Here is a 12,133-nt window from a genome sequence, read left to right on the forward strand (position 1 = left end):
GGCCTCAGCCTCAGGCAGGTGCAATCAATCCGCGTCAGAGTCAAACAACCGCGCCAACTCTACTCGCGCCTCCATGGCTGTCTGCATGACCTTGGCACGGTCGTCGCGGACCAATCCCTGGGCTTGCAATACTTCTTCATCATGCTGGGCAAAGCGCTCGATGCGATCGGCCGCCTGCTCATTGCTCAAACCAAGCCCGACCAGCGCTCTGCGGGTCATCTCCAAGCTTGAATAGAATGTCTCGCGAATCGGCTCGGCACCGACATCGGCCAGCTTGTGCACGTGCTGGCGGTTGCGTGCCCGGGCCAACACTTTCAAGTGGGGATACTGGCGTTTGACCCGTTCCGCTGTATGGATGGCCGCTTCAGGATCGTCGATGGTGATGATCAAATACTCAGCCTCGCCCACCTTGGCCGCATGCAGTACCTCGGGGCGCAAGGGGTCGCCGTAGAACACGGGTACCTGTTCGAACATGCGCGTCATTTCGATGGCGTCCACCGAGGTTTCCAAGGCAATGAAGGGGATTTTCTGCGCCCGCAGAATGCGCGCCACGATCTGGCCCATGCGCCCCATGCCGACGATCACCACACGCGGCGTGCCGGCGTCGATGGCTTTGTACTGCTCGGGTACCTCTCGCGCTGGTTGCGGCCGCTTAAGGGCGCGGGCGCAGGCAAGCATCAACAGCGGAGTGATGGCCATTGAAAGGGTGATGGTCATCAGCAGCAGGTCGTAGGTCTGGGTATCGAACAAGCCTTGATCCTTGCCCAACTTGAACACTACGAAGGCGAACTCCCCGCCAGCGGCCAGCACCATGCCCAAGCGCAGTGCGCTGGCGCTGTTCAGGCCGCCAGCCAGGCGCCCCACGCCGATCAGCAGCACTAGCTTCACGGCAACTAGCAGCAAGGTCAGGCCCAGTAGCACCCAGGGCATCTCAAGCAGCAGGCTCAGATTGGCACCCATGCCCACACTGATGAAGAACAGCCCAAGCAGTAGGCCCTTGAACGGCTCGATCTGCGACTCCAGTTCGTGCCGGTATTCCGAGTCGGCCAAAAGCAAGCCTGCCAGGAAGGCTCCCAAGGCCATGGAGATGCCAGCTTCTTCCATCAACCAAGCAGTACCGATGACCACCAGCAACGCGGTGGCGGTGGATACCTCCGGCAGCCCGGTGCGGGCCACTGTGCGAAACACGGGGCGTAGTAGGTACCGGCCACCGATAATGACCACGGCGATACTGGCCAACACCCTTAGCCCATGTTGCAGGCTGTCGCCGTGGCTGCTGTCCGGGCCGCTGGCGGCCAGCAGGGGCACCAGGGCGATCAGAGGGATAGCGGCGATATCCTGAAACAGCAGGATGGCGAACGCCAAGCGGCCATGAGGGGCGTTGAGTTGTTTGTTTTCGGCCAGGCTTTGCAGGCCGAGGGCGGTGGACGACAAGGCCAGGCCCAGGCCGAGCACGACGGCTGCCGGCAGCGACTGACCGAAGCCGAACAGCGCGATGGCACCGAGCACAGCGCCTGTCAGCAGCACCTGGGCAGCTCCGACGCCAAACACCGCCTTGCGCATCAGCCACAGGCGTTTGGGCGACAGCTCCAGACCGATGATGAACAACAGCAGGACCACGCCCAGCTCGGAAATGTGCGCAACGCTTTCGGTATCACGGATCAAGCCAAGCGCCTGGGGACCAATGGCTACTCCGGCAAGCAGATAACCGATTACGGCGCCCAGTTGCAAACGTTTGGCCAATGGGACGGCAACGACTGCGGCTAGCAGAAAAATTACCGCAGTCTGTAGAAGGCTGCCTTCGTGTGGCATTGGCTCGTACTCCATGAGCTGCCGGGGGCAGCGATTGAACAAAGTTGCGGACCATTCTGGCGGGTGAGCACGGTTCAAACAATCTGCTGCCACGGAGAAACATTGTCCCTTCTAAGGTGACAATTAGAGCTTCAGGTACGCCGTGCTTGGGATCTAGCTGCTCCCCGGCCTGTACTGCAATGCCTCGGCGAGGTGCCCTTTGTCGATCGACTGGCTGCCGTGCAAATCTGCCAGAGTACGGGCAACCTTCAACAATCGGTGCGCCGCACGTAAAGAAAGGCTCAACCGTTCACAGGCGCTTTCCAGCCACGCTTGATCCGTCACTGAAAGCGGACAATGTTGCCGCAACCCTTCCAAGTCCAGAAACGCATTGGCGCAGCCTTGTCGCCGATGCTGCACTTCTCTCGCCTCGGCCACCTTGGCGGCCACATCGGCGCTGGTCTCACCGCTCGGCTGGTGGTTGAGCGTAGTGGTCTCGCGGGCGACGGTCAGGTGCAGGTCGATGCGGTCCAATAGCGGGCCTGACAGCTTGTTGCGGTAGCGTGCAATCTGCTCGGTGCTGCAGCGACAACGACCAGTGGGGTCGCCTAAATAGCCGCAGGGGCAGGGGTTCATGGCAGCAACCAACTGAAAGCGCGCCGGGAAACGCACCTTGTCGCGAGCCCTGGCAATCACGATTTCGCCCGACTCCAGGGGCTCGCGCAGCACTTCGAGTACGCGCCTTTCAAATTCCGGCAGCTCGTCAAGAAACAGCACGCCATGGTGCGCCAGGGTGATCTCGCCAGGCTGTGGCCGGCTGCCGCCGCCAACCAACGCAGGCCCCGAGGCTGAGTGATGGGGGTGGCGAAAGGGCCGCTGCGGCCAGCTACTCAAGGGGGTGTGGCCACTGACCGATTGAATCGCCGCCACCTCCAGTGCCTCATGCTCGTCCAGGGGAGGCAACAGGCCAGGCAGACGGCTGGCGAGCAAGGTCTTACCCGTACCGGGCGGGCCGGTGAAGAGCAGGTTGTGTGCCCCGGCTGCGGCCAGCAGCAAGGCCCGCTTGGCCGCAATTTGGCCCTGGACCTCGCTCAGGTCGGGGTAGGGCTGCTGTTGCAGAACTAGGCCGTTGGCGGCATAGGCTGGCAACGGCACCTGGCCATTGAGGTGGGCCACCAACTCCAGCAGGTGGCCCACTGCATAAACCACCAATCCGCCAGCTAGGCTGGCTTCTTCGGCGTTTTCCCGTGGCACCACCAGCGCCCTGCCGGCCTGGCGCGCCGCCAGCGCTGCCGGCAACACACCCTGCACAGGGCGCAGCTTCCCAGACAGGGCCAGCTCGCCCAGGCATTCCAGCTCCGCCAGGGCTGGCAGCGGCACCTGGCCATCGGCAGCCAGAATGCCCAACGCGATGGCCAGGTCATAGCGCCCGCCGTCCTTGGGCAAGTCGGCAGGTGCAAGGTTCTGAGTGATGCGCCGCTGCGGGTAGTTCAGCCCGGAGTTCACGATCGCGCTGCGTACGCGGTCTTTGCTTTCTTTGACCGTGGTTTCCGGCAAGCCCACCAGAGTGAGATGGGGCAGGCCATTGGCTAGATGCGTTTCGACGCTGACCGCCGGGGCTTGTACGCCGACTTGAGCGCGGCTATGAACGAGGGCGAGGGACATGGACGCTCCTTGTTAGCAGAAACTGCCGCTTCCTGCGGCAGAGCCCAGCATATAGCCCTCAAGGAAAGGGAGGCGGTCGAAAGTGAGTCACGGCATGTCTGGCGAGGTTCTGAGCCTGCTGGGCATGCAGCGAACCCAAACGCCACCTCGTCCTAAGAATGGATAAATACGGGATCCAATACTTTGCGAAGCGCCTAGCTATGGCTTAGTGTTCATTAGCGACCTGTATTGCCATTGGATGGCAATACGACCTTTAAATGGACTTTAAGGTACAGCCCGTGCACACCCTAATTCGCACCCGTCAACAGATCCGAGAACGGGTACAGGCCTCTGAATTCGCTGAACTGAACCGCCTGTTCGATGCACTTCAGGTTCAGTGGCGGCAGGCACCTCTCGGTGAGTGCCCTGCCTACCTTGAGGCGATAAAAGGCTACATGCTCGATCCTGACCTGCAGGGCGACAAGGCCCTGACCCACACCATCAACGCGTGGATCGAGGCATGCCCGCGTGCCTATCATCCCCAGGTGGTGATGGGCTTTCACTGTTGGAGCCGAGCCTGCCACATTCTCGATCAGGCCGGCCCGCGAAAGGTTTGCGCAGAGCGCTGGCTGGCTGCCGAACAGGCCTGTGAGCAGGGCGCTGCGCACTTTTTGCGGGCGATGCATCGCAGCACTCAACCGGTGGCCGCTGTTATTGGCATGCTGCACATCACTGCATACCTGCGCGAGCCCGGCTGGTTGGTCGAGTTGTTCGCAGGGCAGGCGGCGCGTGATCGGCCCAGCCTGCACGCCGATGTGGAAGTGCAAGAGGCCGCTGCTCCGCTGTTGGTCAAATATGGCCTGACCCCCTTGCTGGAGCTGCCCCAAGCATTGCCGTCCGGGTTGAGCCCTCGCCTGCTCGGGCAGGCGGAAAATGCTCGGGACTACTGGCTGCGCCAGGCTCTGGTTTGGTTTCCCGGCTGCTTCGAGGCGGTCGAGACCTACGCCTCTTACCTCACGCCCCGTTGGGGCGGCAGTGATGCGGCGGTCGACGCACTGGCCAGCGGCCCGCTGTGTCAGGGTTGGCCAGAGGCACTGCGCAATGCGATTCGCTGGCTGGCCGTAGAGGACACTTTTTCGTTGCCGCAGGCCAAGCAGTTGCCGCAGGTCAATGCCTGGCACAGCACCTTCGGCCAATGGGCCGAGCGCGAACTCAGGCCCAAGGAGCGTGCGACGCTGCTGGCCCGGCGGGGCGCCTTGCGGCGCAATACGATGCAGGATTATCCCGGCGCGCTGCGCGATTTCGTCGATAGCGTCGCGCTTTACCCTGAACAAGGTTACCTCCCGGCCATTGGCGAATCTTTTCATAGCCTGGTGTGCCTGGCGCTGTTCAACGAGGCAGAAGATGCTGCACAGCTACTGCAAAGGGTGACTGAGCGCCTGTGCGACGACCGTCGGCAGCCAGCGGCCTATGCGTTGCGGGCTGTGGGTCATCGCTTTGGGCTATGGGGTTTCGTGCAGTCTTGCGAACAGGCCTACCATTGGCTGCAATGGGCGGTCAAGCGCCCAAGCGGGCAGCACGAGTGGGGCTTTGAGGTGCTGGATGTGCCACGCCTGCTCTGGGCTGCGAACATGCACGACGCAGCGTATTTTCTGTACGAAGGCTGCGCACAGTTGAAGCTTTCGGATGCAGCCATTGCACTCTACGATCTGCACCGGGGCTGGCTGGGCAATACGCCAAAGCACTACCTGAGCAATAAAGCTGCCGAACATTGGTTATTGCGCGCAGCCCAAGCAGGGCACCCATTGGCCAAGTTCAACCTGGCCTGTCAGCGAATGGCGCTTGCGCAAGGGCTTGAGGACCGCAAGGCAATGCTGGTGGTCAAGCGGTTTCTGCTTGACGCTGTCATTCATCCGCCCATCCATGCCAAGGCGCAGTTACAGCTGGGTATCTTACTGCGTCAGTATGGGGATACGTCTGAGCGCGTCCAAGCAGTTGGCTACCTGCTGGCGCTTAGCGAGCATCGTGAAACCGGCATTGCTGCGCGCGCCTGTGCTGAGCTCGGGCTGGCATGGATGCAGGGCTCCGGCACGCGAAAACAGAGCCGCTTTGCCGCTATCGAATGGGCCAATCGCGCCGTGGCACTGCAGTCCAGCGACCCACTGATCGAGGCGATACAGGCAGAGATCCGTAACTCCCACAGCCGCGTCAAAACCCTGTTCACTGTGTGCGGCGCAGCGTTGTTTCGGGGCGACCTGCAGGCCTGCGAACTGCCGCCCAAGGTTACCGGCGAGCACCAGGCTTCGGCTTGATCCAAGCCCAGGCCGGCGCTTACTCCTGGGCTGCGGGGGCGAGCCGGGCTTCTAGCTCTGCGACCTGTTTCTCGAGGGCCTCCAGGCGAGCACGGGTGCGTGCCAAGACGACCATCTGGCTATCGAATTCTTCGCGGCTTACCAGGTCCAGCTTGCTGAAGGCACCTTGCATCAGCACCTTGAACTGGCTTTCCAGTTCGGCGCGAGGCTGGGCGGTGTCGCTGCTGAACAGGCGCGAGGCCTGGTCGCTCAGGGCGTCGAGAAGGGCTTTGGGCGCGAGCATGGTTCGGCTGTCCACTGATACTGAGAAATGGCTCGCAGTGTAACACGGGGCAACTTGGCACTTGATGACGCATCGCCCGGTATAGCCGTTGCACTAGGCTGCCGCACTTTATTTGAGCAGAGCGCCCAATCAACTCGCACCGAAATTGTGCATGATTGCCATAGTGGCGACTGGCCAAACCTCGGAAATTCACATAACTCGCTGTTTTGCGGCGCTTTAACGGAACTGGCAAGGTTTCTGCAATGACCTGTGCGAGCCATGCACTGATGCAGTTCCTTGTGACCAGGCAGTGCGCACGCGGAGCCGGATGCCGACGACGCGTTACAAAGCCAACCGCTGCGCTTAGACTTGAGACGGGTTTGTTTTCCTGGGGCAAGTCCACCAAATCGGGAGAGAGTTTCATGAAGCTAGTCACAGCCATCATCAAGCCGTTCAAGCTGGACGACGTGCGCGAGTCGTTGTCGGAAATCGGCGTGCAGGGCATTACCGTCACCGAAGTCAAAGGTTTCGGCCGGCAGAAGGGCCACACCGAGCTGTATCGCGGTGCGGAATATGTGGTCGACTTCCTGCCTAAGGTGAAGATCGACGTCGCCATCGACGACAAGGACCTTGATCGAGTGATCGAAGCCATCACCAAGGCGGCCAACACCGGCAAGATCGGTGACGGCAAGATCTTCGTGGTGAATCTGGAGCAGGCGATCCGCATCCGTACCGGCGAAACCGATACCGACGCGATCTAAAGCGCCGAAAAAAGCCTCACCAAACCCAACGCCCCAGGAGAAAACAACATGACTCTGCGTAAGATCGCAGGGCTAGGAGCCCTATTGTCCCTCGTAATGCCCGGGCTCGCCCTGGCAGAGGAAACAGCCGCCCCGGTGCTGAACTCCGGCGATACCGCCTGGATGCTCACCTCCACAGCGCTGGTGCTGTTCATGACCATTCCAGGCCTGGCCCTGTTCTACGGCGGCATGGTGCGTTCCAAGAACGTGCTGTCGGTGATGATGCAGTGCTTTGCCATCACCGGCCTGATCAGCATTCTCTGGGTCATTTATGGCTACAGCATGGCCTTCGATACCGCTGGTATGGAAAAAGGCGTGCTGAACTTCAATTCCTTCGTCGGTGGCTTCTCCAAGGCGTTCCTCAGTGGTGTAACACCCGAGAACCTGACCTCGGCTACCGCGCTGTTCCCTGAAGCGGTATTCATCACCTTCCAGATGACCTTCGCCATCATCACCCCGGCGCTGATCGTCGGTGCCTTTGCCGAGCGCATGAAGTTTTCGGCGATGCTGGTGTTCATGGGCATCTGGTTCACCCTGGTCTACGCGCCGATCGCCCATATGGTCTGGAGCGGTGACGGTGCACTGATGTGGGATTGGGGCGTGCTCGACTTCGCCGGCGGCACCGTGGTGCATATCAACGCCGGTATCGCAGGCCTGGTCTGCTGCCTGGTACTGGGCAAGCGCAAGGGCTACCCGACTACCCCAATGGCGCCTCATAACCTGGGCTACACCCTGATGGGCGCGGCCATGCTGTGGATCGGCTGGTTCGGCTTCAACGCAGGTTCCGCCGCCGCCGCCAACGGCACCGCCGGCATGGCCATGCTGGTGACTCAAATCGCTACTGCCGCTGCTGCGCTGGGCTGGATGTTCGCCGAGTGGATCGGTCACGGTAAGCCGAGCGCGTTGGGCATTGCCTCGGGTGTGGTCGCTGGCCTGGTTGCCATCACCCCGGCTGCTGGCACCGTGGGCCCGATGGGCGCGTTGGTGATCGGCCTCGCCTCGGGCGTAGTCTGCTATTTCTGCGCTACCACCCTCAAGCGCAAGCTGGGTTATGACGATTCGCTCGACGCTTTCGGCGTGCACGGCGTTGGCGGCATCATCGGTGCCATCCTCACCGGCGTATTCGCGGCACCGGCCCTGGGCGGCTTCGGCACGGTCACCGATATCGGTGCCCAGGTCTGGGTACAAGCCAAGGGCGTGATTTTCACCGTCGGCTATACCGCCATCGTCACCTACGTGATTCTCAAGGTGCTGGATATGGTCATGGGCCTGCGGGTCAACGAAGAAGAAGAGTCGGTCGGCCTCGACCTGGCTCAACACAACGAACGCGGCTACAACCTGTAATCGCAAGCTGCTAAAAATTTGCCCGGTTCGCCGGGCATTTTTTTGCCTGTTTTTCAACATTTGCCGCAGTGCAAACGGTTTATCCGCCACGTTCGCGACGTAGGCCAAAAACTTACAAGTCACAGGGCGTTTATGGAGCTTTGCTTTTTCCACGGGCGCGCTAGAATGCGCGCCGAGGGCTGTTTGACAAGGCCCGCGCGCTTCGCCAGCCTTTTGCTAGGCTTGCCAATAGCGTGTGGCCACTAGGGCGCCCAAAAAATTTCCCAGGCCTGCCAACTGCAGGTTCTGTGGGGGCAAAACCTCCCATCAGGAGCACCGCCCCCAAGGCAGTGGCCAGCCTACGGCCAGTTGAATTTTCGCTGGTGGCTGCCGGTCTACGGCTGCACCGGTCTATAACTAACCTGCTTTTTGCAAGTCATGAGGTAGAACATGAGCGACGACGATCTGGAAAATGATGACCTCGAAGTAGGCGACGAAGACGAGGCCGATGACGGCCTCGAAACGGCCGCCGATGATGTTGCCGAAGACGCTGGCGATGACGACAGCAGTGCGGCTCCGGTTGCCAAGGGCAAATCCAAGGCTGCCGTCTCGGTAGACGAAATGCCGAGCGTGGAAGCCAAGCAGAAGGAGCGTGATGCCCTGGCCAAGGCCATGGAAGAGTTCCTCGCTCGCGGCGGCAAGGTCCAGGAAGTCGAAGCCAACGTTGTCGCCGATCCGCCCAAGAAGCCGGACAACAAATACGGCAGCCGCCCTATCTAGTGGCTGCGCTAGAAAAGCCCGCCGTCGCTGCGGGCTTTTTTTTGTCTGAATTTCAGCCAGGTAAGTGCATCAGCACTGTCAGCGCCAGCGCGCAAGCACCTCGGGTAGCTGCGACAAACGCTGGATTTCTGCATCTGGAGCTTGCTCGCCAGCCCAGGCCTTGCTCTGCGGGTTGAACCACACTGCACGCAGCCCGGCGCGTTGGGCGCCAGCAATATCGTCGCCTGGGTGATCGCCGACGTGCACCGCGGCGCTGGCCTCAACCTCGCCACGCTTTAGCGCCTCGATGAACGGCGCCGGGTCCGGTTTGCCGATACCCAGGTCTTCGGCACACAGTGCAAAGCGGAAGTAATCCGCCAAACCCAGCCGGCGCACATCGGCGTTGCCATTGGTGATCACGCCCAAAGTGTAATGCTGGCGCAGGATCTCCAGCAGCGGTTGTACCTCGGGGAACACTTCTACCTGATGGCGGGCATGCAAGAACACTTCGAAGCCTTCGTTGGCCAATGCCTGGGCCTGATTTTCGCTGTAGCCAACCGCCTTCAAGGCGTGTAACAGCACACGTCTGCGCAGGGCGCTGATGCGATGTTTAAGGCCCGGCTCGGCCTGTACCAGGCGTTCGCGGATGGCGAACAAATGTTCAACCGGCACACTCGCGAGCATAGGCGCGTTGGCTTCGAGCCAGTCGCGCAGCACGATCTCGGCGCTGGCAATCACAGGCGCGGTGTCCCAAAGGGTGTCGTCGAGGTCGAAAGTGATCAGCTTGATGCTCATGAGTCTTTGCCTTTGCTGCGTTTGGCCCGAGGGTGGGCGCTGTCGTACACCGCGGCCAAGTGTTGGAAGTCCAGGTGGGTATAAATCTGTGTGGTGCTGATGTCGGCGTGGCCGAGCATTTCCTGCACCGCTCGCAGGTCCTGGGACGATTCCAGCACATGGCTGGCGAAAGAGTGGCGAAGCATGTGTGGGTGCAGGTGCTGGCCCAGTTCACGCTCACCGGCGGTCTTTACCCGCAGCTGGATCGCGCGCGGGCTCATGCGCTTGCCCTGGCGGGTAATGAACACTGCGCTGTCGAGTGGACCACCGATACCGCGCAGCTTCAACCAGGCCTGCAATGCCTCGCGGGCCTTGCGGCCGACCGGCAGCACGCGGGTCTTACTGCCCTTGCCCAGCACCTGCACAAGGCCTGCGGCCAAATCGAGCTGTTCGAGGTCAAGATTGTTCAGCTCCGAAAGGCGCAGGCCGGAGGAGTAGAACAGCTCGAGGATCGCCTGGTCGCGGCGAGCGATGAAGTCGTCGTCGACGCCGCCGTCGAGCAATTGCAGGGCGCGGTCAGTGTCCAGCACCTTGGGCAGCCGGCGCTCGCCCTTCGGTGCGCTCAGGCCCGTGGCCGGATCATGCTGGCACAGGCCCTCGCGATTGAGGTAGCGGTACAGGCCGCGCACCGCTGAGAGCAACCGCGCCAGGCTGCGCGAAGACTGCCCATGGTGGTGCTGGCGGGCGATGAGCTGGCGCAGTTGTGGCGCTTGCAACGCGCCCCACCCGCCGATGCCTTGGCTGTTGCAGTATTCGATGACCTTGTCGAGGTCGCGGCGGTAGGCCAGCAAGGTATGGTCCGACACCTGGCGCTCGTTGCGCAGGTGAGCGCAATAAGCCTCCAGCTGGCGTTCCATCAGCGTACCGAGCGCAGCGGTTGGGTGACGCGGGGGACCACACGGCCAAGTACCTCGGCGATATAGCCAAGGAACAGAGTACCCACGCTGCTCTTGTAATGTTGAGGGTCGCGACTACCGATGGCCAGCACCCCATGCAGCCCCTGATATTCCAGCGCTGCGACCGCGCTGGAGCCTACCTCCTGCTGCTGGTCTTTGCCGAACAAAAAGGCCAGTTCATGTTCGCGCAGGTTGCCACTGACCGTCTTGCCGCCGCCTAATAGGCCGCCGATGGCTTGCTGGGCTTCGGCATTGCTCACCCAGCGGCCGACCGGCGCTGCGTGGTCGCCAAAGAGGATCAGGCTGACGAAGGGCACCTGAAACTCCTGGCGAAGGCTGTCTTCGACGGCCATCACCACTTCTTCCAGGCTCGCGGCATCGAGCAGGTCGAGAATCAGCCGACGGGTCTTGTCGAATAGCCTGTCGTTGTCGCGGGCCACGTCCATCAGTTGCGACAGGCGATGGCGCATCTCGATGTTGCGGTCGCGCAGCAGCTTGAGCTGGCGTTCCACCAGCGACACGCTGTCGCCGCGCTGGTGAGGGATGCGTTGCTCGACCAGCAGCTCGTCGTGCTCGGCGAAGAAAGTCGGGTGGGCACGCAAGTAGGCGACCACCGCTTCGGCGTCGAGCTCGTTGGGCTGCTGGGATACTGGCTGATCGGTCATGGCGGTTACTCGCTTAGAGACGAACCTGTCCTTCGAAAACCCGCACGGCAGGGCCGGTCATCAACACGGGCTTGCCCGGGCCAGCCCATTCGATGTTCAGGCGCCCACCCGGTAGGTCGAGGGTTACGGGTGAGTCCATCCAGCCCTGGCTGATCGCAGCCACGGCCGCGGCACAGGCACCGGTGCCGCAGGCACGCGTCTCGCCGGCACCACGCTCCCATACTCGCAAGTTGGCGCGGTGGCGGTCGATGACCTGAAGGAAACCGGCATTCACTCGCTGCGGAAAGCGCGGGTGGTTTTCGATTTTAGGACCCAGTTCATGGACCGGCGCCGAGTGCACGTCATCGACGCGCAACACGGCGTGGGGGTTACCCATGGATACGGCGGCTATCGAATGCGACTGGCCGTCGACGTCGAGGGGGTAGCTCAGCGCCTGTTCATCGGCGATGAACGGGATATCTGCCGGAACGAAGCGCGGCGGGCCCATGTCGACACACACCTGGCCGTCGTTCTGCACGTCCAGTTCGATGATGCCGCCCTTGGTTTCCACGCGGATACGCTTCTTCGCAGTCAGGCGCTTATCCAGCACGAAGCGGGCGAAGCAGCGCGCACCGTTGCCGCACTGTTCGACCTCAGAGCCGTCGGCGTTGAAGATCCGGTAGCGGAAATCCACTTCCGGATTGCTTGGCGCCTCGACGATCAGCAGTTGATCGAAGCCGATACCGGTATGGCGATCGCCCCATTGCTTGGCGTGCTTGGGCTGGATGTGTGCGTGCTGACTGACCAGGTCCAGGACCATGAAGTCGTTGCCCAGCCCATGCATCTTGGTAAAGCGCAGCAGCATGGG

11 protein-coding genes are annotated in these 12,133 nt (G+C 61.7%); 4 read left to right on the forward strand and 7 right to left on the reverse strand.

Annotated elements, in window-relative coordinates:
- Positions 1–24: 24 nt before the first annotated feature.
- Together J5M56_RS11470 and J5M56_RS11475 are read right to left on the reverse strand one after the other, a co-directional pair.
- On the reverse strand, positions 25–1,812 hold the full coding sequence (locus tag J5M56_RS11470; protein ID WP_207936919.1) for a monovalent cation:proton antiporter-2 (CPA2) family protein: 1,788 nt from the start codon (positions 1,810–1,812) through the stop codon (positions 25–27).
- A 153-nt stretch (positions 1,813–1,965) separates the two neighbouring features.
- Entirely contained in the window at positions 1,966–3,456 is a 1,491-nt protein-coding gene (locus J5M56_RS11475) for a YifB family Mg chelatase-like AAA ATPase (RefSeq protein WP_207936921.1), read from the reverse strand.
- A gap of 278 nt (positions 3,457–3,734) precedes the next feature.
- On the opposite strand from J5M56_RS11475, the gene J5M56_RS11480 reads away from it, so the two are divergent.
- Positions 3,735–5,747, forward strand: coding sequence for a DUF4034 domain-containing protein (locus J5M56_RS11480; protein WP_207936923.1), 2,013 nt, complete (start codon positions 3,735–3,737; stop codon positions 5,745–5,747).
- Between the two features lie 19 nt (positions 5,748–5,766).
- Here the strand turns inward: J5M56_RS11480 and J5M56_RS11485 are convergent, their stop codons facing one another.
- The gene (locus J5M56_RS11485) at positions 5,767–6,030 is read right to left on the reverse strand and encodes an accessory factor UbiK family protein (RefSeq protein ID WP_060479960.1); all 264 of its coding nucleotides are present in this window, start codon (positions 6,028–6,030) and stop codon (positions 5,767–5,769) included.
- Between the two features lie 401 nt (positions 6,031–6,431).
- On the opposite strand from J5M56_RS11485, the gene glnK reads away from it, so the two are divergent.
- The 3 genes from glnK to sutA all read left to right on the forward strand — a co-directional run bounded on the left by glnK (position 6,432) and on the right by sutA (position 8,912).
- Entirely contained in the window at positions 6,432–6,770 is a 339-nt protein-coding gene (glnK, locus tag J5M56_RS11490) for a P-II family nitrogen regulator (protein ID WP_002555808.1), read from the forward strand.
- Positions 6,771–6,818: 48 nt separating this feature from the next.
- Positions 6,819–8,153 carry an ammonium transporter gene (locus tag J5M56_RS11495; protein ID WP_186478335.1) on the forward strand — a complete coding sequence of 445 codons (1,335 nt, stop codon included), beginning with the start codon at positions 6,819–6,821 and terminating at the stop codon, positions 8,151–8,153.
- 429 nt (positions 8,154–8,582) lie between these two features.
- Positions 8,583–8,912: a transcriptional regulator SutA gene (gene sutA / locus J5M56_RS11500; protein WP_060479958.1), complete on the forward strand. Its 330-nt coding sequence runs from the start codon at positions 8,583–8,585 to the stop codon at positions 8,910–8,912.
- 78 nt (positions 8,913–8,990) lie between these two features.
- Here sutA and J5M56_RS11505 read toward each other — a convergent pair whose 3' ends face one another.
- Genes J5M56_RS11505 through dapF form a run of 4 tightly spaced genes read right to left on the reverse strand, consistent with a single transcriptional unit; the run spans position 8,991 to position 12,130 of the window.
- The gene (locus J5M56_RS11505; protein ID WP_186478336.1) at positions 8,991–9,686 is read right to left on the reverse strand and encodes an HAD family hydrolase; all 696 of its coding nucleotides are present in this window, start codon (positions 9,684–9,686) and stop codon (positions 8,991–8,993) included.
- On the reverse strand, positions 9,683–10,582 hold the full coding sequence (gene xerC, locus J5M56_RS11510; RefSeq protein ID WP_186478337.1) for a tyrosine recombinase XerC: 900 nt from the start codon (positions 10,580–10,582) through the stop codon (positions 9,683–9,685). Before xerC ends, J5M56_RS11505 begins: the two co-directional genes overlap by 4 nt.
- The gene (locus tag J5M56_RS11515; RefSeq protein ID WP_186478338.1) at positions 10,582–11,286 is read right to left on the reverse strand and encodes a DUF484 family protein; all 705 of its coding nucleotides are present in this window, start codon (positions 11,284–11,286) and stop codon (positions 10,582–10,584) included. The genes xerC and J5M56_RS11515 overlap by 1 nt, the downstream gene beginning before the upstream one ends.
- 13 nt (positions 11,287–11,299) lie before the next feature.
- Entirely contained in the window at positions 11,300–12,130 is an 831-nt protein-coding gene (gene dapF, locus J5M56_RS11520; RefSeq protein ID WP_060479954.1) for a diaminopimelate epimerase, read from the reverse strand.
- Positions 12,131–12,133: the final 3 nt, after the last annotated feature.

The organism is Pseudomonas sp. 51_B, from assembly GCF_017491595.1.
GTDB classification, from domain to species: Bacteria; Pseudomonadota; Gammaproteobacteria; order Pseudomonadales; family Pseudomonadaceae; genus Aquipseudomonas; species Aquipseudomonas promysalinigenes.

What these genes read in the sequence shown, in the direction of transcription:
- J5M56_RS11485 (WP_060479960.1), bottom strand. Translation starts at nt 6,030, where the DNA reads ATGCTCGCGCCCAAAGCCCTTCTCGACGCCCTGAGCGACCAGGCCTCG.
- J5M56_RS11495 (WP_186478335.1), top strand. Translation starts at nt 6,819, where the DNA reads ATGACTCTGCGTAAGATCGCAGGGCTAGGAGCCCTATTGTCCCTCGTA.
- xerC (WP_186478337.1), bottom strand. Translation starts at nt 10,582, where the DNA reads ATGGAACGCCAGCTGGAGGCTTATTGCGCTCACCTGCGCAACGAGCGC.
- sutA (WP_060479958.1), top strand. Translation starts at nt 8,583, where the DNA reads ATGAGCGACGACGATCTGGAAAATGATGACCTCGAAGTAGGCGACGAA.
- J5M56_RS11470 (WP_207936919.1), bottom strand. Translation starts at nt 1,812, where the DNA reads ATGCCACACGAAGGCAGCCTTCTACAGACTGCGGTAATTTTTCTGCTA.
- J5M56_RS11515 (WP_186478338.1), bottom strand. Translation starts at nt 11,286, where the DNA reads ATGACCGATCAGCCAGTATCCCAGCAGCCCAACGAGCTCGACGCCGAA.
- dapF (WP_060479954.1), bottom strand. Translation starts at nt 12,130, where the DNA reads ATGCTGCTGCGCTTTACCAAGATGCATGGGCTGGGCAACGACTTCATG.
- glnK (WP_002555808.1), top strand. Translation starts at nt 6,432, where the DNA reads ATGAAGCTAGTCACAGCCATCATCAAGCCGTTCAAGCTGGACGACGTG.
- J5M56_RS11505 (WP_186478336.1), bottom strand. Translation starts at nt 9,686, where the DNA reads ATGAGCATCAAGCTGATCACTTTCGACCTCGACGACACCCTTTGGGAC.
- J5M56_RS11475 (WP_207936921.1), bottom strand. Translation starts at nt 3,456, where the DNA reads ATGTCCCTCGCCCTCGTTCATAGCCGCGCTCAAGTCGGCGTACAAGCC.